Below are 18753 nucleotides of genomic sequence, written 5' to 3' on the forward strand. Positions count from 1 at the left end.
GATGGGGTTTCAAGTTAATATTTTTACAGCAATAATTATGTTAATTGTAGGAATTTATGATGTTTCCTACGCAATTAATCGGCGTCATCAACCAAATAAGAGACCGATCTATGCTTATTCAATTTTGGGCGCAGTTTTCATTATTGGTGGATTAGTATTATTAATTCTTCAATTACTTGGTATCAAGGTGAAATAACATGGTAAAGTTAGTATTAGTTAGACATGGTGAAAGCATTGCTAATGCTGAAAATGTGTACACTGGATGGAATGATGTTCCTTTAACTAAAAAAGGCGAAGAGCAAGCTCGACAGGCAGGTAGACTGATTAACAAAATCGATGATTTTCAGCCCACCCATATCCATACTTCGGTTTTATCGCGGGCAATTATGACAGCCAACCTTGTAGCTGATGTCTGCAATATTTTGTGGTTACCAATTACTAAGACTTGGCGCCTAAATGAACGCCACTATGGTGCTTTAAGAGGACTAAATAAAGATATTTCGCGTAAAGTTTTCGGAAAAGAGCAAGTATTATTATGGCGGCGTAGTTTCGATTCGATTCCGCCTAAGCAAGGCTCACCGATTATTGATTGTCGTTACAAACTATGTGATCAACACTTGATGCCGCGAGCAGAGAGCTTACATCAAACGCAACTTAGATTAATGCCATATTATTATGATGAAGTTGCTTCAAGAATGTTAATGGGGGAAGATCAATTAATTGTCGCGCACGGATCAAGCTTAAGAGCATTAATTAAAAAGCTAGAAGACATTAATGATCATGATATTGTTAAGCTTGAAGTGCCAAACGCCCAGCCAATTATTTATACGATGGATGACCAATTGAACATTATTGACAAAAAAATCTTAAAATAGTGCACGAAAGTGCACTTTTTTAGTGTACTTAATAAGGAAATGGCTTTAAGTATGTTAAAATTTATTACGATATTAAATAATTAATTTCTAGTTTGGAGTATTCAGTATGCGTAAAATATTTTTACTAAGAGGCGCACCTGGCTCCGGTAAATCTTCTTTTATTGCTCGCCATCACTTACAACCATATGCGATCAGTCGTGATCAAATTCGGTTATTATTGGCGGATTTAACAGTTTATTATCAAGAGGAAGCCGATTACTTACACCAGGTCATTCCGCGTCATGTTACCGTACAGACGCAAAAGATGGTAGACAATCTTGTTGAGCATAAAATGTCTTATGGAGAAACCGTCATTGTTGATGGTACGCACATTGTGCCTAGTGCGATTGAACATTTTAAGCCATGGGTTGATAAATACCATTATGAGTTGTTTGTTGTGGATTTAATGCAGCACAACACTTTAGAAAGTTTGCTTAAACGAAATCAAACAAGAATGCACTATGATTGGGTAAAGCCGGAAATCGTCAAGCAAATGTACCGCTCATATGAGGCTCATCCAGAAGTCCCATCTTGGGCACATGGAATTGTCCCTAACCAAATGGAAAAGGCTTTACAGCAAAAAGAGAGTAATTTAGATCGTTATTCACATGTTATTGCTGTTCCTGATCAAGTTAAGGAAGAAGATTTTCCACATGTGCATATTTCTAATTTCTACTTTTCTTTCAATGATAAATTTACAGAAAAGTATGGCTCATATCGCAATGTTGTGACAATTGCCAAGACTGAAGAAGAAGCTGTGCAAGAATTCAAATTGCCATATTTTGTTTTTAAATTCCACCACAAGCACTTCTTGATTTCCGCATATCCTATTCGTAACGAAATGCTAGACCCAATTAAGAAAGTGCATGGGGTTTGGTCATACACAACTGGGCTTTACAATGTGGCTGATTATTTGAAGGAATTCCCGGAGAACAAGCAGCAACATGTGCACCAATTTAATTTGAGCAAGCTTGATCCAACAAGATTGCTCCATATTTGGTAAGAAGAAAGATTTAATTTCGATTTTTTCGGAGTTAAGTCTTTTTTAATGCGCTAGGAATTTAGCTGTCTTTGTGCTAATCTTGGAATTCAGGAGGAAGGAAAAATGGCTGGGAATTATAGAAGCGTTTTTGACATTATTGGGCCAGTGATGATTGGACCATCTAGCTCACATACTGCAGGTGCAGTAGCTATTGGACAAGAAGGATATAAATTATATGGTGGCGTCCCTAAAAAGGCGACAGTCCATTATTATGGCTCGTTTGCTCAAACGCACCGCGGACATGGGACCGATTATGCGATTGCAGCTGGTATTCTTGGTTTTGCAGCTGATGATCTGCGTGTTCCTAAAGCACCTGAGATTGCGCGAGAAGAGGGCGTAGACTTAAGGTTTGTCGAAGAAGAGGGACCTAGCCCAATTAATCACCCAAATACAGCCATTTTGGATTTATCAGGTCCTGGTAAGAAAATGCAGTTATCAGGCTGTTCAATTGGTGGAGGAGTTATTGAAATTCGTCAAATTGTAATCTATGGCATTACAATTAAGCCTTTGGGTACCTTGCCAATTATTTTAAAAATTGAAAAAGATCAAGAAAGTGAATCAGAAGCGGAATTGACCGATTTTTTAGAAAAGAATGCGCCATTTAAAAGACAAATTATTTATAAATCTGGCAATAGTAAAATCTATGAATATGACTTGATTAACTATCTGCAGGACACAACAATTAAAGAATTAAAGCAGAAATTTAAAAACATTATCTGCCTATAAAAAGAGTAAGCAACTATGTATAAATATATTAAAGAGATCGTAGCTGATGCAGAGAAAAAGCAAAAACCAATCTCTGAATTAATAATCGAACAAGAATGTGAAATGTCAGGCTTATCAAGAGAAAAAATCTGGCAAAGAATGAAATATAATTTGGAAACGATGCAGAGAGCTGTGGAAAAAGGGCAAGAATGCGACGGTGTTTTCTCCAAAACTGGGATTTCCGGTGGAGAAGCTGTGAAAATAAAAAAATATCGGCAAACTCATAAGACTTTATCTGGTGATTTCATCATGAATGCTGTGCAAAACGCAGTGGCAACTAATGAAGTTAATGCAGCAATGGGGATAATTTGTGCAACGCCAACTGCGGGTTCTTCCGGTACTTTGCCAGGCGTAATTTTTATGCTAAGAAGGCGTTTTGAACTAACAGAAGAACAGATGATTCGCTTTTTATTCACAGCCGGTGGATTTGGTTTAGTGATTGCCAATAATGCAGTGATTGCTGGAGCTACTGGAGGATGTCAGGCAGAAGTAGGGAGTGCTTCAGGAATGGGAGCAGCTGCAGCTGTGGAAATTGCGGGTGGCACGCCGGATCAGAGTGCACAAGCAATGTCCATTGCTTTATCTAATTTGTTAGGTCTAGTTTGTGATCCAATTGCAGGCCTAGTGGAAGTGCCCTGCGTGAATCGAAATGCAATCGGTGCAAGTAACGCATTGATTGCGGCTGATATGGCTTTAGCTGGTTGCAAGAGTGTGATTCCAGCAGATGAATGTATTGATGCAATGAAGAAGATCGGTCAGGATTTGCCATCCTCTTTGAGAGAAACTGGAATTGGTGGCTTAGCCGGTACTCCAACTGGACAAGCAATTAAGGCGAGAATTTTTGGTAAAGATGCATAGGAAGGTGATTGGATGAGGGATGCAGAAACGATCAAAAATGACATCATTTATCGCCTGTCACAAGTCATTGATCCAGAATTAAATATTGATGTAGTAAATTTGGGTTTGATTTATTCGCTGGATCTAGATGAAGATGGAATTTGCCTAATCAATATGACTTTGACAACACCGGCTTGTCCGCTAACTGGCTACTTGATTGACGAGATTAGTAAGTCGGTTAAACAGGTAGAAGAAGTCAAGAATGTCGATGTGGAATTTGTGTGGTATCCAGTATGGACGCCAGATAAGATGAGTGATGCAGCTAAGGCAGCGTTAGGGATGAAAAAAAGTTAGAGAGAATAATTGTTCCCTCTAACTTTTTTAATATATTCAATTACCGTCAATTAAAACTTAAATGCTAAAGCACCCATTGGATCCCATGGCAACAATTGAATTGGATCCTTAACACCTTCATCGTAGGCCTTCTTCAAATCATCAGGTAAGATATCCTTGTTGATAACTGCTTGGTAAACAAATGAGTCAAACCACTTGTCACTCATGACGAAGTAACCCTTGAAACCTGGCTTTTCGCCCCATGAATTTTCAATCTTCCACTTAGTTGGCTTGCCATCAACAATATCAACACCAGTGATAACCATTGCATGGTCCATCAAACTTTCACCAGAATCAAGCTTGTCAGCCTTGGACATAGTGAAGTCAACATCAAACAATTCATCTCTTCTGTAAAGGTCAGTGTCAAGAAGACCTGCACGACGTTCAGAATCCTTAACAACGTTTGAGCCGAACCAAACAACTTCGCCGCTCTCCAATTGCTTAATGATCAAGTCCTTCATTTCGTCGATCTTGAGGTTCAAGTGACGAACTTGACGACCGCCTTCAACATTACCTAAGTATTCCACAGAGAATACCTTGTGGAAAGGCTTATCATCAGTTGGTGCGTTAATTGTGGAAATGTGGTTTGATAAGTCCATACCAACGTACTTGTCGAAGAATTCCTTAGGAGTAATGTCCTTGTCAATGTGGTAATTCTTGTCATCGTCGCGGTATTCAAAGTTGAACTTCTTAGGTGGAACACCAAGTGAAATTGCCAAAACGCGGAAGACATCGTTAAGCATTTCTTCCTTGCGAGCTTGAACTTCATCTTCTGACTTACCATCTTGAACTAACTTACGAAGTTCCAAACCATCTTTTCTGAGTAAAGTGTTCAAAGTATCATTTAAAGCACTGGAGTTAGTTGAGTTAGCAGTTTCTGGGTAAACGCTCTTTGGAACGATACCGTATTTTTCAATAATGCCGCAGAGCATGTCCCATTGACCACCATCTTGTTGAGGAGTGGTGAACAAGAATGCTACCTTACGATCGCCTAAGTCCTTATCAGCAGTAGCAATCACATTTTCAAAGAACCAGTTTGACTTTTCGAATTTGTCCCAGAAGTTAGTGTAGTTTTGAGATAATTCGAAGTCCTTTAAGCTAAACTTCTTTTGAAGTGGGTGACGCATGGTGTTCAAAGCACTGAACATCCAGCAGCGACCTGATTGCTTTTGGTCAGATGGTTTACCAGTCTCAATTTCGATTGAGAAGGTTGGGTCAAGGTCGATCTTAGTTTGCAAATCTTGACTAGCTTTGAAAATGCCGTTTTCTTGAGCGGCACGGCTAGCTACTCTGTATGCAGGGTGGTTAGTTAAATCATTTTCAAATTTTTCAATAGTTTCATTTGAGATTTCTTTAGTCATAAAAATCCTCCTTTTATGTACACATCTAAAGAACATTTTAGCCTATAAAAATAATGTCGTCTATTTAGAAAATGGACGGTGGTACCAAATTGTTTCGTATTCGGGATGCTTTTCAAAATAAGTAATAGCGATGGGATCAAGTGGCCAGATTGGATAGCCAGATTCTTGTATGTAGGAAATTACTTTCTCCATAAGCAGGCTTAATTCATGTGGATCATGTTCATCAGGATTTAAAAAAATATGATTCATTATCCAGACTGTAGCGTCTTTTCGCTCAATTAAATCAATATCAGTACTTGAAGTGATTTGATCATCACTAGTTTTTAAAGTGAAATATTTTTTCTTTTCAATTTTTTCAGACATTTTTGACCTTTTCTAAAAAATATTTGGTGTTTTTTGCGTATATTATTATGTAAGGAAATTCTGTTACTTCTTACTTTGATAAAAACATTGTAAAATAGATAGCTGTAAAAAGAAACGAAGTTCGACATGGAGTGTAATGTAGATAAATGAAAACACGTGGATTTGAAGTTGTAGAAAAATATCGTGATCAAAATATCACCTTGCCGCGTAGGCAAACATTGGCTAGTGCCGGGTATGATCTTGAGGCTGCCGAAGATATTGTCATTCCAAGCATTTGGCGCTTAGATTTTGTGCGTATTTTTAGATTGATCAGAAATGGTCACCAGATGTTTGAGCGTGATTACGAAATGGCAGATAAGATCTTAAAGCCAGTTTTGGTTCCAACCGGGCTTAAGGCATACATGCCAGATGATGAGGTCCTGATTTTAGCAAATCGCTCATCTAATACTTTCAAGAAGAATCTGAGTTTACCTAACGGAATTGGGGTAATTGATGCAGATTACTACAATAATCCTAATAATGAAGGCGAAATTTTCGTCCAAATGATTAATTACGGGGTTAGACCGCTTCACATTCACAAGGGTGACCGCATTGCCCAAGGAATTTTTATGCAATATCTTAAGACAGATGATGATGATCCAATTAACCGCGAACGTGTCAGCGGCTTTGGATCAACGAATAAGAATAAGGAGAATTAATGGCAAGAGTAAAAACACAATATAAATGCCGCTCATGTGGCTATATTTCAGCAAGTTACTTAGGACGCTGCCCTAACTGCGGCGCCTGGAATCAATTTGAAAAAGAAACTCAAGAAGTACAAAAACGTTCAGCTAAAGTTGCACCAAGTCAATTGATTAAGAAGACTGGGATTAATGAACCAGTAAATCTTTCGAAGATTAAGGCTGAAAAAGAAGAGCGAATTGTGACAAAATCTGAAGAATTAAATCGCGTGCTTGGTGGCGGAATTGTTCCAGGATCACTGGTCTTAATAGGTGGTGACCCTGGAATTGGAAAATCTACTTTGATGCTACAAGTAATGAGTGAACTTTCTGAAAAATACAAAGTTTTGTACGTTTCAGGGGAAGAATCAGCCAATCAAATTAAGTTAAGAGCTGATCGCTTAGGCCTTGGCGGCAGTTCAATGTTGCTTTATCCAGAAACTGACATGCATGATATTCGCGAGCAAATTGATGAGGTTAAGCCAGATTTTGTCGTTATTGATTCTATTCAAACAATGAATGAACCAAGTCTTGATTCGATGACAGGTTCTGCTTCACAGGTGCGTGAAGTTACTAGTGAATTGATGAAGATTGCTAAGATGGATGCAATTACGGTCTTTGTTATTGGGCACGTGACTAAAGAAGGGGCAATTGCCGGACCTAAGATTTTGGAACATATGGTGGATACAGTGCTTTATTTCGAAGGGGATGAACACCATTCCTACCGCATTCTGCATTCAGTAAAAAATCGTTTCGGTGCTGCCAATGAAATCGGTATGTTTGAAATGGTGAACGAAGGATTGCGTGAAGTTACCAATCCATCTGAAGTTTTTCTCGATCAGCGACTTCCAAATTCAACAGGTTCTGCTGTGGTCGTTTCACTTGAAGGAACGCGGCCACTGCTTGCAGAAATTCAAGCTTTAGTAACACCGACAGCTTTTGGTTATGCTAAGAGAACAACGTCAGGAATTGACTATAACCGAGCAGCTCTATTGCTCGCAGTTCTTGAAAAGCGGGGCAACTTAATGTTGCAGAATCAGGATGTTTATTTAACGGCAACTGGCGGGATTAAACTGAATGAACCAGCAATTGATTTAGCGATTGCGATGGCAGTAGCTTCTAGTTACACTAACAAAGAAATTTCACCGACTGATTGTTTTGTTGGCGAAGTTGGTTTGACTGGGGAAGTGCGCCGAGTTAATCGCATTGATTCAAGAATTCAAGAAGCTGCTAAAGTGGGCTTTAAGCGTATATTTATTCCAAGACATAATATGAGCGCAAGTTTGAAAAATTATGGCATCGAAGTGGTGCCAGTTGCAAGTGTAGCTCAAGGTTTAAAATTAGTTTTTGGCTAAACAATTGAACTTTTCTTATTTAACGCGTAAACTATTCTTGTTTGAATCTACTATTTTTGAAAGAGGTATGAATTTTGGCTAAAGAAAAAATCCGTGTAAGATATGCACCTAGTCCAACTGGTCACTTACACATTGGTAATGCACGTACTGCACTTTTTAACTATTTATTTGCTCGTCACAATAAGGGTACCTTTGTTTTAAGAATTGAAGATACCGACCAAAAGCGTAACGTTGAAGGTGGTTCAAAATCACAAATGGAAAACCTTCACTGGCTTGGTATCGATTGGGATGAAGGTCCTGATAAGGGCGGTGAATATGGTCCATACCGTCAATCAGAAAGAAAAGATATTTACAATAAGTACATCAAGCAATTGATTGATGAAGGTAAGGCATACTACTCATACAAGACTGAGGAAGAACTCGAAGCACAACGTGAAGAACAACGTGCTATGGGGATTGCACCTCACTACACTTATGAATATGAAGGTATGACTGCCGAAGAAATCAAGAAGGCTCAAGAAGAAGCACAAGCAAAGGGCCTGAAGCCAGTTGTTCGTATTCACATTCCAGAAATGGAAACTTATGAATGGGACGATATTGTTAAGGGTCACTTAAGCTTTGAAAGTGACACTATCGGTGGTGATTTCGTTATCCAAAAGCGTGACGGTATGCCAACTTACAACTTTGCTGTTGTAGTTGACGATCATTTGATGAAGATTACCCACGTTCTTCGCGGGGATGATCACGTTTCAAATACTCCAAAGCAATTGGTAGTTTACGAAGCATTAGGTTGGCAGCCACCTAAGTTCGGTCACATGACTTTGATCATTAACTCAGAAACTGGTAAGAAGCTTTCTAAGCGTGATGAATCAGTTCTTCAATTTATTGAACAATACCGTGACCTTGGTTACTTACCAGATGCAATGTTCAACTTCATCACTCTTCTTGGTTGGTCACCAGTTGGTGAAAACGAAATCTTTACTCAACGTGAATTTATCAAGCAATTTGATCCAGCACGTTTGTCTAAGTCACCTGCTGCCTTTGACCAAAAGAAGCTTGAATGGATTAACAACCAATACATTAAGCAAGCTGACCGTGATACTTTGCTTGACTTAGCTTTAAACAACTTACAAGAAGCTGGTCTTGTTGATGAAAATCCAACCCCAGAAAAGATGGAATGGGTTCGTCAATTAGTAAACATTTACTCAGTTCAAATGTCTTACACAAAGCAAATTGTTGACATGGCCAAGATCTTCTTTGAAGATGCTAAGGACTTGACTGACGAAGAAATCGAAGAAATCAAGAACGATGACGGTCGTCCTGCAATTGAAGAATTTAAGAAGCAATTGGACCTTATTCCAAGATTTACTTCAGTTCAAATTATGGGTGCTATCCAAGCAACTCGTCGTGAAACTGGTATTAAGGGTAGAAAGTTATTTATGCCAATCAGAATCGCTACTACTAGATCAATGGTTGGCCCTGGTATCGGTGAAGCCATGGAACTTTTAGGTAAGGAAAAAGTGATGAGTCACTTAGACTTAACCTTGAAGCAAATGGAAGAAAACGGTCTTTAATTGATATTTTTTAAAAGAAGCTGCCTTCAAAAGGTGCAGCTTCTTTTTTCTTTGGTAAAATAAAAATAGCAATTTTAAGAAAGGACAGTGCAAACCGTGAAAGTCTTTAACACTTTAACAAGACAAAAAGAAGAATTTAAACCATTAGTACCTGGTCAGATCAGTATGTATGTCTGTGGACCAACGGTTTATAACTATATCCACATTGGTAATGCTCGCAGTGTCATTGCCTTTGATACTATTAGACGCTATTTTGAATACAAGGGATATAAGGTTAAGTATGTTTCTAACTTTACCGATGTTGATGACAAGATGATTAACGAGGCTAGAAGTGAAAATACAACTGTCCCAGAATTAGCAGAACGCTACATCAAGGCTTTTTTAGAAGATACTGATGCTTTAAATGTTGAACCAGCAACTCTTCATCCGCGTGCTACTCATGAAATTGAAGATATTATTTCTTTTGTTCAAACCTTAATTGATAAAGGTTACGCATACGAAGTCGATGGGGATGTGTACTATCGCGCCAAGAAATTTGCCCATTATGGTGAACTTAGTGACCAAAACATTGATCAACTTGAAGAAGGCGCTTCAGAGCATATCAATGATGAAGAACAAAATCGTAAGGAAGATCCAATCGATTTTGCTTTATGGAAAGCTCAAAAAGAAGCAGATGAAATCGCTTGGGATTCACCATGGGGCAAGGGTCGTCCAGGTTGGCACATTGAATGTTCTGTGATGAGCACTAAATACTTAGGTGACACTTTCGATATTCACGGCGGCGGCCAAGATTTGGAATTTCCACACCACGAAAATGAAATTGCCCAAAGTGAAGCAAAAACTGGTAAGAAGTTTGTTAATTACTGGCTTCATAACGGTTTTGTTACTGTAGGAAAAGACCAAGAAAAGATGTCTAAATCACTTCATAACTTTGTGACTGTGCATGACATTCTTAAGAAGGTTGATCCACAAGTTTTGCGCTTCTTCATAGCAAGCGTGCAATATCGCCGTCAAATCAATTATTCTGAAGAAAATCTTGAACAAGCTAAGAATATTCTTGATCGCTTCAAGAACACTTTGACCAACATTAACTTTCGCTTGCAAGATGATACTGAAGCAAAGCAGTCAGATGAATTAAGAAAAGCTGTCGCTCAAACCAAAGAAAACTTTGATTTGGCAATGGATGATGATTTTAATGTTCAAAATGCTTTGACTGCAATTTATGATGTATTGCCAGTTGTTAACGCCAATACCAATTTAGCAAATGTTGATAAAGAAGCACTTGAAAACTTCAAGCAAGACCTCAGTGAATGGCTCAGCATTTTCGGGATTGATTGTGAAAAGTTGGCTGCTCGACAAGAAGCAACTAATGATGATGAAATTGACAACTTAGTTAAAGAACGTGATGAAGCCCGCAAGAATAAGGACTGGGCTCGCAGCGATGAAATTCGTGATCAATTAAAGGAAATGGGGATCACTATTCAAGATACCCCTCAAGGGACAAGGTGGAGTCGTGATTAAAATAAAAAAACTCGAAGAAAAAGAAGTCGATCCTAATACTTTAAATGGGCAAACTTTAGCCTATTTAGGTGACGCTGTTTATGAAATTTATATTCGTCGTCACTTAATTAAAGGTGGAATTGTGAAGCCGCAAATGTTGCAAAGGGATGCGACACATTATGTTTCTGCTAAAGCACAAGCTGGGTTAATCACTAAGTTGCAAGATGACGGTTTAATTTCTGAAGAAGAACAAGCTGCTTTTTTAAGAGGTAGAAATAGTAAAAGTCATACAAAAGCTAAGAATACTAGTCTTAAGACTTACCAACTTTCAACCGGTTTTGAAGCAATGATTGGCTTTTTGGATTTAGCTGGGCAAAAATCAAGAATTGATGAGTTAGTTGCTTGGTGCATTAAGACTGTTGAGGATGGTGGACTAGATAATTATGAATTCAAATAAAGATTTTGTCTTTGGTCGACACGCTGGGCTTGATTTTTTGAAAACTCAGGGTTCAGACCGAATTAATAAGGTTTTCTTGCAACATGGTATTCAAGAAGACTTTGCTAACCAAGTTTATTCTTTAGCTAAGAAAAAGCGGTTAGTAATTCAAGAAGTACCTAAAAATAAACTTGATCGTTTGGTTCAAGGTGGTAATCACCAAGGTCTTGTTTTAGCTGTTTCAAGTTTTGAATATGCTGATCTTGATAACTTGCTCAATAAATTTGACGATGAAAACCGCGATGCCTTCTTGTTAATGCTTGACTCAATTGAAGATCCACACAATTTAGGCTCAATCTTGAGATCAGCTGATGCAACAGGTGTTGATGCAATTATTATCCCTAAGCGTCATGCGTCTGGGTTAACTTCAGTAGTTGCTAAAACTTCAACTGGTGCCATTGACTATGTGCCCGTTGCACGCGTTAATAATTTGGTTCAAACAACTAAAGAATTAAAGAAGCGCGGTTATTGGATTTTTGGAACCGATATGGCTGGGACAGATTATCGCGAATGGAATGCTAATGGGAAAACTGTTTTGGTAATTGGTAATGAAGGTAAAGGAATCTCACCATTACTTAAAAAGCAGATGGATCAAACTTTGACTCTACCGATGGTTGGACACGTTCAATCATTGAACGCTAGTGTAGCCACGGGGATTTTGTTATACCAAATGTTGAACAGCAGAAATCCATTAAAATAATAATGAATTAATAGGCTTAGAACTTTTATGTTCTGAGCCTTTTTTGCACAAAAATAAGTAATTGAGCATTATTTTTGTGCAATTTTTTCTTTCTGCTTCAAAAATCTTCAGAAAAGATTATTTATAGAAATATCCTCAGTAGTATTAAACATGAGAAAAAATACGGGAGAAAATTATCTTATGAAGATTGTGAAAGTGACTGAGGAAAAGGAAAGAGAATTAATTGCAGCTGTTGCTGAAAATAATGAGGAAGCACTCTTAGAATTGTTTGAACTGCATAAACCAATTGTTGAGCACAGTAAAAAAATGTATTGGATGAGGAGCTTTGATTCACAAGATTGGGATCAGGAAGCGTTGATTAGCTGTCATGAGGCAGCCCTCAGATATGAGCATAGTCGAGGTAGATTTGGAACTTTTTATAAAAGACAGCTCCACAACAAAGCAATCTCATTTTTGCGTCATAGTCGGGCAAAAACGCGGGTGGCAAATGAGCAGGCGATATCTTTGGAAAAATTAACAGAAGATAGTGATATCGAAATAAACAAAGACAATATGGAGGAAATATGCATTATTGATTATTGGCAAGGAAATAAATTTTTCAGCGAATTGACTTTATTAGAACTTACTGCGTTTAAGGTTTTAATTGGAGAACTCACTTATAAAGACGCAAAGCAGTTTTTTAATTATTCAGAGGTTCAGTTGAAAAGAGCTGCAAATCGGGTTCAACAGAAATTTGATCGTACATTATTGATCGTTTAGTTAAGCGCTTAAAGTAAATTATTGTATAATAAGGTCTGTAGGATATTATTAGGAGGTAATTTAAGATGGCAGACGAAATTTTAAAGACTGCATTGTTAGACCGTCACATGAATGAAGCTTTTGACTGGAGTGATTCAGATATGCCAGTCAGAGATGCCCTTTGGGACTATTTCATGGAAAAGAATGGTAAAGATACCATGAAGACGGAGGAAGATATGCTTCCGTTCTTGAAAGACTCTGACGATAAGATCGAAGCCTTCGTCAACGAAAATCTTAAGAAGTAATCCGACTAAACAACAATGTTCTACGCACCGTGGTCACGCATGTTTGACCACCAAAGACAGTTGCTCTCCTAGCAGCTGCCTTTTTTTTGTAAAAAATTGAAAAAATAGTGTTCTCATAATACAATGTGGAAAATAAAGAAAATTAACCACCTTTAATTGGAATGAATAATATTATGAGTAAAAAGAAAGAATTGAAGAAAAAACGTAAAAAAGCTAAGCAAACCATTGAAGAAATATTAACAATTCAAGATTTTTTGTATGAAAATACACCGTATTATATTTTGGATTATCAACCAGATATTTCTATTTACACTAAGGGAATGCAGAAATTCTACTATGAAGATGGTGGATATGAAGATTGGCTAGACGAGAAGTATTTGCCAATTTTTGCAGATGCAGTTACCAAGATTGCTTTTGAATTGATGCAATATAATTATTCAGAAGTTTATTTAGATCCAGTAGGTGATTTTGATACGAAATATAAAAAGTACGTTGGCTATAATATTCGAAAAATAGGTCTAGCTAAATTAGACGAAATTATCCACCATATTATTCTGGATTGGCAAGATAATATGACGATCAAGTTTATAGACCGGCATCATAATATCTTTTTTATGGAAATCAAGGATGAATGGGAAACTACCTTTACTAATTTACGTGGCGATAATTTAAAGCTAATCAAAAAAATATCTAAAGCAGAAGGATTGTTTTTGACAAAATGTCAATATGATGAAATGGAGTATATTGATGCTCCGAAGTCATGGCTAGATAAAACGGATAAAAAATGGAAGAAGTTTTATAGTTAAAAATGAAATATATTATTGGAATGGATGTTGGTACGACTGCTACAAAAGGAACTCTTTATGATGAAAACGGTCAGTCGATTGCAGAAATGCAGCAGGGATATCCTTTGATTCAGGATAAAGTTGATCAAGCTGAAGAAGATCCTAATTTGATTTTTGATGCTGTTCAAGATGTGATTTTTACTTTAGCCAAAAAGGTGAGCGGAGAAATTGCTGCAATTTCTTGGTCGAGCCAGATGCATTCGCTGATTGGGCTAGATGAAAATAAGCAGCTGTTAACCAATAGCATTACTTGGGCCGATAATCGGGCAGAATATGTTGTAGAAGAAGCCAAAAGTAGTGGTTTAGCACAACAAATCTATGAGCGAGCAGGGATGCCAATTCATCCAATGGCTCCAATTTATAAATTAATTTGGCTCAAGCAAAAACATGAAGAGCTATATAGAAAAGTTAAGTATTGGCTAGGTATCAAAGAATATTTGATCTTCCGCTTAACTGGAAAGATGGCGATCGATATCCCGATGGCGGCTGGGACAGGGTTATTGAATCTGCAAACTTTGACTTGGGATCCTGAACTTTTAAGAGCAGTTGAAATTGATTCTGAGCAATTACCAGAGTTGATGCAGCCAGTAGCTATCGTTGGGACAATTTTGCCGGAATATTCACAGAAGTTGAATTTACACGATACGCAAATTGTTTTAGGTGCAAGTGACGGCTATTTGTCGACGATTGGAATTGGCGTTTTGGATCAACATAGCTATGCATTAAATGTTGGAACTTCAGGTGCGGTTAGAACGATTACTAGGCAACCAGTTTTAGATAAAAAGGCGCGCTTTTTTTGTTATGCTGTTGATGAAAAACAATATTTACTCGGTGGTCCAGTTAACAACGGTGGAATTTCCTTTGCTTGGGCTAAAAATGTAATTTTAAGTTCTGAAGATACTGCAGAAGACTTTTTGAATTTAGCTCAAACTGTGCCTGCAGGTAGCGCTGGACTATTGTTTTTGCCATACTTAGGAGGAGAGCGGGCTCCAATTTGGGATGCAAATGCTCGAGGCTCGTTTGTAGGCTTAACGCGAAATCATACTAAGCCGCAGATGGCGCGCAGCGTTTTAGAAGGAATCATATTCAATCTTTTAGGTGCAAGCCATGCATTAACTGAAAATATTGGTAAACCAAAAGCTATCCGTATTACCGGTGGTTTTGTTAAAAGTGACTTTGTCAGACAAATGCTTGCAGATGTATTTAATGTGCCGATTGTTACCTTGAATAACGATCAAAGTGGTACTTTTGCGGCTATGTTTTTAGCTAGGTTAGCGTTAGGCTTAAGTAAAGATATGGCAGAAATTAACGATTACATCAATGAAGAGCGGATCTATTTTCCACAAGAAAAGAATGTTCAAGTTTATCAGGAACTTTTACCAATTTATAATGATCTTGTTCACAGTATTCAGGAACATTATGAAAAAATAGCTAAGTTTCAAAGTATGCATCCAGAATTATTCAATAAAACTTTGTAATATCATATTGTTGAAAGTGGCTTGCAATTGCTTTATAATGCAATATCTGGTAGAATAACGGAAGTTTGGAAGTGAGATTTATGGCAGTAAAAAAGGCAGCCTTAGCCTGCAGCGTTTGTGGGTCAAGAAACTACTCAATCACCGCAAGTAAGAATCGCACTCAGCGACTTGAGTTGAACAAATTTTGCAAACACTGTGGAAAAATGACATTGCACAAAGAAACGAGGTAAAATCAGAATGATTAAATTCTTTAAGAGTGTCGGTCAAGAAATGAAGCTTGTTACTTGGCCATCATTTAAACAAAATCGTCGTGACACCACAACGGTTATTATTTCATCACTCTTATTTGCTATATATCTAGGTGCACTTGATTGGGCATTTAACGCATTAATTCAAAGACTCGTTTAAGCAAGTTTGACGTAGCTAATCGATTACTAGCGTGGTATAATAGCTTAACGAAGAAAACCTCCGAATGACGGGGTTTTTTTGTTTGCCAATAATTTAAGGAGAAAAGAAATGGTCGAAACAGCAAAGAAACAATGGTATGTTTTACACACTTATTCTGGCTATGAAGATAAAGTTAAGTCAGATTTACTTTCACGTGCACAAAGCATGGGAATGCAAGATTACATTTTCCGTGTAATGGTTCCAGAAGAATCAAAAGTTGAAACTGTTCGCGGTAAAAAGCAAGATGTAGAAGAAAAAATTTTCCCAGGATACGTTTTAGTTGAAATGGTAATGACTGACGAAAGTTGGTTTATTGTTAGAAATACTCCAAACGTAACCGGATTTGTTGGCTCACACGGTGGTGGTTCTAAGCCTTCACCACTTCTTGATGAAGAAGTGGAGCGCCTTCTTAAGAACCAAGGTGCACCTGCTAAGAGATCAGCTGATGTGGACTTTGAGTTAGGAGAATCAGTAACCATTACTGAAGGTGCATTTAATGGTATGGAGGGTAAGATTACTGACATTCAACCAGATAAGTATAAAGTTTATGTATCAGTAGATATGTTTGGCCGTGCTACTACTGCTGAACTTGATTTTGACCAAGTCAAAAAGTTAGAAGACTAATAAAATAGGTATTGTAATTGCGGCTAAACGATGGTAACATACGTAAAGTACGTTTATTATTGTGGGAGGAGAAGTAGGTAAATTCTCCATTTTAACCGCATCACGGAATCAAGGAGGTTTTGACCGTGGCAAAGAAAGTTATTAACGTAGTTAAGTTACAAATCCCAGCTGGTGCTGCAACACCTGCACCACCTGTTGGTCCTGCATTGGGTCAAGCTGGTATTAACATTGTTGGTTTTACTAAGGACTTCAATGCTAGAACTGCTGACCAAAAGGGCATGATTATTCCTGTAGTCATCACTGTATATGAAGATCGTTCATTCGAATTCATTACTAAGACTCCACCAGCACCAGTATTGCTTAAGCAAGCTGCTAAGATCCAAAAGGCTTCTGGTGAACCTAATACCAAGAAGGTTGGTAAGGTAACCAAAGCCCAAGTCAAGGAAATTGCCGAGACTAAGATGAAAGACCTTAACGCTGCTGATATCGAAGCTGCTATGCGCATGGTTGAAGGTACCGCTAGAAGTATGGGTATCGAAGTCGAAGACTAATCCTGTTATTCAATTAACACATTAGGTGGGAGAGCTAAGAGAAAGCTCGGTTGACCACATATATAAGGAGGAAATCAAACATGCCAAAGCATGGTAAGAAATATTTAGAAGCTGCTAAAAAAGTAGATGCAAACAAGTTATATTCAGTAGCAGAAGCTATGAAACTTGTTAAGGAAACTTCATACGCTAACTTTGATGCTTCAGTTGAAGTATCATACAACTTGAGTGTTGACCCTAAGCAAGCTGACCAACAAATCCGTGGTTCACTTGTTTTGCCTAACGGTACTGGTAAGACTCAAAAGGTTATCGTATTCGCTGAAGGTCCTCAAGCTGAACAAGCTAAGGCTGCAGGTGCAGACGAAGTTGGTTCTGATGAATTAGTTGAAAAGGTTCAAAACGGTTACTTGGACTTTGACGTTGTTGTTGCAACCCCTATGATGATGGCTAAGGTTGGTCGTTTGGGTCGTGTACTTGGACCTAAAGGTTTAATGCCAAACCCTAAGACTGGTACTGTAACCATGGACATCGAAAAGGCTGTTAAGAACGTTAAGGCTGGTCAAGTAGAATACCGTGTTGACCGTCAAGCAGCTATTCACGCAGCTATTGGTAAGGTTTCATTTACTGAAGAACAATTAGCTGAAAACTTTGATGCTTTACGTGACGTAATTTTACGTGCTCGTCCTGCATCAGCAAAGGGTCAATACATTAAGAGTGTTGCTGTTGCTGCAACCTTTGGCCCTGGTATCAAGCTTGATCCATTAAACTTGAACTAAAATACCTAAGATTATAATTATCTTTAAAAGTACTCCGCAATATTGCAGAGTGCTTTTTTTATATGGTATCATTAATTGATTTTAAGCACGTTTAAAGGAGCAGTCCATGCATAAACATCGTTTGACTTACATCACTATGATTGCAATTTTAGCAATGGTATTTTTAACAGGATGTAAAAATAATAGTTCAAAAATTACAATTGTTGGTTCAAGTGCCATGCAGCTACTTGCTGAACAAGCAGGTAACGACTATCGTCTCGCCCATCCTAATAGCAATATTGTTGTCCAAGGTGGTGGATCGGGGACAGGGTTAAGTCAAGTACAAGCAGGAGCAGTTGAAATCGGAACTTCGGATGTTTTTGCTGAAACTCAAAAGGGTATTAAAGCCAGCGCATTAAGAGACCATCCGATTGCAGTTGTTGGAATTGTACCTATCACAAATAAAGACACAGGTGTCAAGAACTTAAGTCGGCAACAATTAGAGAAGATTTTCTCAGGTGAAATTACTAACTGGAGGCAAGTTGGTGGAAAAGATGAGGAAATCACGGTTATTAACCGGTCAAAAGGTAGTGGTACGAGAAGTTCTTTTGAAGATATTGTGTTAAAAGGGAAAAAGGCAGTTAGATCTCAAGAGCAAGATTCTAACGGTACTGTTAAGAAGATCGTTAGCTCAACTCCAGGGACTATTTCATATATTTCTTTCCCATACGCAAATGATAAGAATATTCAAAAGATTAGTTTGGATGGTGTTAAACCTACCAATAAGAATATCACCACTAATGCTTGGCCACTTTGGTCATATGAGCACATGTATACTAAGGGAAAGCCAAATAAGCAAATTCAAAAATTCATCAATTATATGTTAAGTGACAAAGTTCAAGATGAATTGATTCCTAAGATTGGCTACTTAAGTGTTAACCAAATGAAGGTTAAAAGAGATAGTAACAACCGAATTACAAAGATAGGTAACTAA

General features: G+C 37.9%; 24 protein-coding genes. 22 read left to right on the forward strand and 2 right to left on the reverse strand.

Translation table 11 applies throughout. From position 1 onward, the window contains the following. The first annotated feature begins 1 nt into the window (after position 1). The 6 genes from FC46_RS01510 (at position 2) to FC46_RS01535 (ending at position 3912) form a co-directional block, all read left to right on the forward strand. Positions 2-196, forward strand: coding sequence for a hypothetical protein (locus FC46_RS01510; protein WP_057797279.1), 195 nt, complete (start codon positions 2-4; stop codon positions 194-196). Between the two features lies 1 nt (position 197). Next, positions 198-875, forward strand: coding sequence for a 2,3-bisphosphoglycerate-dependent phosphoglycerate mutase (locus FC46_RS01515; RefSeq protein WP_057797280.1), 678 nt, complete (start codon positions 198-200; stop codon positions 873-875). A gap of 106 nt (positions 876-981) precedes the next feature. Next, the gene (locus FC46_RS01520; RefSeq protein WP_057797281.1) at positions 982-1917 is read left to right on the forward strand and encodes an AAA family ATPase; all 936 of its coding nucleotides are present in this window, start codon (positions 982-984) and stop codon (positions 1915-1917) included. A gap of 102 nt (positions 1918-2019) precedes the next feature. Then, the gene (locus FC46_RS01525) at positions 2020-2682 is read left to right on the forward strand and encodes a serine dehydratase beta chain (RefSeq protein WP_057797282.1); all 663 of its coding nucleotides are present in this window, start codon (positions 2020-2022) and stop codon (positions 2680-2682) included. A gap of 15 nt (positions 2683-2697) precedes the next feature. Then, positions 2698-3579, forward strand: a complete 882-nt coding sequence (sdaAA, locus tag FC46_RS01530) for an L-serine ammonia-lyase, iron-sulfur-dependent, subunit alpha (RefSeq protein WP_057797283.1) — start codon at positions 2698-2700, stop codon at positions 3577-3579. A 12-nt stretch (positions 3580-3591) separates the two neighbouring features. Beyond that, positions 3592-3912: a metal-sulfur cluster assembly factor gene (locus tag FC46_RS01535; protein WP_057797284.1), complete on the forward strand. Its 321-nt coding sequence runs from the start codon at positions 3592-3594 to the stop codon at positions 3910-3912. 50 nt (positions 3913-3962) lie between these two features. Here the strand turns inward: FC46_RS01535 and pepC are convergent, their stop codons facing one another. Both pepC and FC46_RS01545 read right to left on the reverse strand, forming a co-directional pair. Next, the gene (pepC, locus tag FC46_RS01540) at positions 3963-5312 is read right to left on the reverse strand and encodes an aminopeptidase C (protein ID WP_057797285.1); all 1350 of its coding nucleotides are present in this window, start codon (positions 5310-5312) and stop codon (positions 3963-3965) included. 60 nt (positions 5313-5372) lie between these two features. Next, complete coding sequence (locus FC46_RS01545) at positions 5373-5675, reverse strand: GNAT family protein (RefSeq protein ID WP_057797286.1); 303 nt, start codon at positions 5673-5675, stop codon at positions 5373-5375. Positions 5676-5821: 146 nt separating this feature from the next. Here FC46_RS01545 and FC46_RS01550 point away from each other — a divergent pair, with 146 nt between their 5' ends. The 16 genes from FC46_RS01550 to FC46_RS01620 all read left to right on the forward strand — a co-directional run bounded on the left by FC46_RS01550 (position 5822) and on the right by FC46_RS01620 (position 18753). After that, a complete protein-coding gene (locus FC46_RS01550; RefSeq protein WP_057797287.1) occupies positions 5822-6373 on the forward strand; it encodes a dCTP deaminase/dUTPase family protein in 552 nt (183 codons plus the stop codon). Next, positions 6373-7749: a DNA repair protein RadA gene (gene radA, locus FC46_RS01555; RefSeq protein WP_057797288.1), complete on the forward strand. Its 1377-nt coding sequence runs from the start codon at positions 6373-6375 to the stop codon at positions 7747-7749. The genes FC46_RS01550 and radA overlap by 1 nt, the downstream gene beginning before the upstream one ends. Positions 7750-7823: 74 nt before the next feature. Next, positions 7824-9323 carry a glutamate--tRNA ligase gene (gltX, locus tag FC46_RS01560; RefSeq protein WP_057797289.1) on the forward strand — a complete coding sequence of 500 codons (1500 nt, stop codon included), beginning with the start codon at positions 7824-7826 and terminating at the stop codon, positions 9321-9323. 96 nt (positions 9324-9419) lie between these two features. Further along, the gene (gene cysS, locus FC46_RS01565) at positions 9420-10844 is read left to right on the forward strand and encodes a cysteine--tRNA ligase (protein WP_057797290.1); all 1425 of its coding nucleotides are present in this window, start codon (positions 9420-9422) and stop codon (positions 10842-10844) included. Then, complete coding sequence (locus tag FC46_RS01570; RefSeq protein ID WP_057797291.1) at positions 10837-11280, forward strand: Mini-ribonuclease 3; 444 nt, start codon at positions 10837-10839, stop codon at positions 11278-11280. Before cysS ends, FC46_RS01570 begins: the two co-directional genes overlap by 8 nt. After that, positions 11267-12019: a 23S rRNA (guanosine(2251)-2'-O)-methyltransferase RlmB gene (gene rlmB, locus FC46_RS01575; protein ID WP_057797292.1), complete on the forward strand. Its 753-nt coding sequence runs from the start codon at positions 11267-11269 to the stop codon at positions 12017-12019. Before FC46_RS01570 ends, rlmB begins: the two co-directional genes overlap by 14 nt. Positions 12020-12199: 180 nt before the next feature. After that, positions 12200-12778, forward strand: a complete 579-nt coding sequence (locus FC46_RS01580) for a sigma-70 RNA polymerase sigma factor region 4 domain-containing protein (protein ID WP_057797293.1) — start codon at positions 12200-12202, stop codon at positions 12776-12778. Between the two features lie 65 nt (positions 12779-12843). Then, positions 12844-13062, forward strand: coding sequence for a P8 family protein (locus tag FC46_RS01585; RefSeq protein WP_057797294.1), 219 nt, complete (start codon positions 12844-12846; stop codon positions 13060-13062). A 173-nt stretch (positions 13063-13235) separates the two neighbouring features. Continuing rightward, positions 13236-13868 carry a hypothetical protein gene (locus FC46_RS01590; RefSeq protein WP_057797295.1) on the forward strand — a complete coding sequence of 211 codons (633 nt, stop codon included), beginning with the start codon at positions 13236-13238 and terminating at the stop codon, positions 13866-13868. A 2-nt stretch (positions 13869-13870) separates the two neighbouring features. Then, positions 13871-15385, forward strand: a complete 1515-nt coding sequence (locus tag FC46_RS01595) for a gluconokinase (protein WP_057797296.1) — start codon at positions 13871-13873, stop codon at positions 15383-15385. An 80-nt stretch (positions 15386-15465) separates the two neighbouring features. Continuing rightward, positions 15466-15615 (forward strand): 50S ribosomal protein L33, encoded by a 150-nt coding sequence (gene rpmG, locus FC46_RS10000; RefSeq protein WP_083478000.1) that lies wholly within the window; start codon positions 15466-15468, stop codon positions 15613-15615. Between the two features lie 7 nt (positions 15616-15622). Then, positions 15623-15793: a preprotein translocase subunit SecE gene (gene secE, locus FC46_RS01600; protein ID WP_057797297.1), complete on the forward strand. Its 171-nt coding sequence runs from the start codon at positions 15623-15625 to the stop codon at positions 15791-15793. A 108-nt stretch (positions 15794-15901) separates the two neighbouring features. Next, positions 15902-16456, forward strand: coding sequence for a transcription termination/antitermination protein NusG (gene nusG, locus FC46_RS01605; protein ID WP_057797298.1), 555 nt, complete (start codon positions 15902-15904; stop codon positions 16454-16456). A gap of 125 nt (positions 16457-16581) precedes the next feature. Continuing rightward, entirely contained in the window at positions 16582-17007 is a 426-nt protein-coding gene (rplK, locus tag FC46_RS01610) for a 50S ribosomal protein L11 (protein ID WP_057797299.1), read from the forward strand. A gap of 80 nt (positions 17008-17087) precedes the next feature. Beyond that, complete coding sequence (gene rplA, locus FC46_RS01615; RefSeq protein ID WP_057797300.1) at positions 17088-17780, forward strand: 50S ribosomal protein L1; 693 nt, start codon at positions 17088-17090, stop codon at positions 17778-17780. A gap of 106 nt (positions 17781-17886) precedes the next feature. Further along, the gene (locus FC46_RS01620; RefSeq protein WP_057797301.1) at positions 17887-18753 is read left to right on the forward strand and encodes a phosphate ABC transporter substrate-binding protein; all 867 of its coding nucleotides are present in this window, start codon (positions 17887-17889) and stop codon (positions 18751-18753) included.

It is taken from the genome of Lactobacillus kalixensis DSM 16043 (genome assembly GCF_001434335.1).
GTDB classification, from domain to species: Bacteria; Bacillota; Bacilli; order Lactobacillales; family Lactobacillaceae; genus Lactobacillus; species Lactobacillus kalixensis.

Bases quoted from the DNA above. Each gene is read 5' to 3' on its own strand.
- FC46_RS01545 (WP_057797286.1), bottom strand. From the start codon at position 5,675: ATGTCTGAAAAAATTGAAAAGAAAAAATATTTCACTTTAAAAACTAGT.
- FC46_RS01520 (WP_057797281.1), top strand. From the start codon at position 982: ATGCGTAAAATATTTTTACTAAGAGGCGCACCTGGCTCCGGTAAATCT.
- pepC (WP_057797285.1), bottom strand. From the start codon at position 5,312: ATGACTAAAGAAATCTCAAATGAAACTATTGAAAAATTTGAAAATGAT.
- FC46_RS01515 (WP_057797280.1), top strand. From the start codon at position 198: ATGGTAAAGTTAGTATTAGTTAGACATGGTGAAAGCATTGCTAATGCT.
- rlmB (WP_057797292.1), top strand. From the start codon at position 11,267: ATGAATTCAAATAAAGATTTTGTCTTTGGTCGACACGCTGGGCTTGAT.
- FC46_RS01550 (WP_057797287.1), top strand. From the start codon at position 5,822: ATGAAAACACGTGGATTTGAAGTTGTAGAAAAATATCGTGATCAAAAT.
- FC46_RS01620 (WP_057797301.1), top strand. From the start codon at position 17,887: ATGCATAAACATCGTTTGACTTACATCACTATGATTGCAATTTTAGCA.
- FC46_RS01585 (WP_057797294.1), top strand. From the start codon at position 12,844: ATGGCAGACGAAATTTTAAAGACTGCATTGTTAGACCGTCACATGAAT.
- FC46_RS01525 (WP_057797282.1), top strand. From the start codon at position 2,020: ATGGCTGGGAATTATAGAAGCGTTTTTGACATTATTGGGCCAGTGATG.
- secE (WP_057797297.1), top strand. From the start codon at position 15,623: ATGATTAAATTCTTTAAGAGTGTCGGTCAAGAAATGAAGCTTGTTACT.
- FC46_RS01535 (WP_057797284.1), top strand. From the start codon at position 3,592: ATGAGGGATGCAGAAACGATCAAAAATGACATCATTTATCGCCTGTCA.
- rpmG (WP_083478000.1), top strand. From the start codon at position 15,466: ATGGCAGTAAAAAAGGCAGCCTTAGCCTGCAGCGTTTGTGGGTCAAGA.
- sdaAA (WP_057797283.1), top strand. From the start codon at position 2,698: ATGTATAAATATATTAAAGAGATCGTAGCTGATGCAGAGAAAAAGCAA.
- FC46_RS01510 (WP_057797279.1), top strand. From the start codon at position 2: ATGGGGTTTCAAGTTAATATTTTTACAGCAATAATTATGTTAATTGTA.
- FC46_RS01595 (WP_057797296.1), top strand. From the start codon at position 13,871: ATGAAATATATTATTGGAATGGATGTTGGTACGACTGCTACAAAAGGA.
- radA (WP_057797288.1), top strand. From the start codon at position 6,373: ATGGCAAGAGTAAAAACACAATATAAATGCCGCTCATGTGGCTATATT.
- nusG (WP_057797298.1), top strand. From the start codon at position 15,902: ATGGTCGAAACAGCAAAGAAACAATGGTATGTTTTACACACTTATTCT.
- FC46_RS01580 (WP_057797293.1), top strand. From the start codon at position 12,200: ATGAAGATTGTGAAAGTGACTGAGGAAAAGGAAAGAGAATTAATTGCA.
- FC46_RS01590 (WP_057797295.1), top strand. From the start codon at position 13,236: ATGAGTAAAAAGAAAGAATTGAAGAAAAAACGTAAAAAAGCTAAGCAA.
- rplA (WP_057797300.1), top strand. From the start codon at position 17,088: ATGCCAAAGCATGGTAAGAAATATTTAGAAGCTGCTAAAAAAGTAGAT.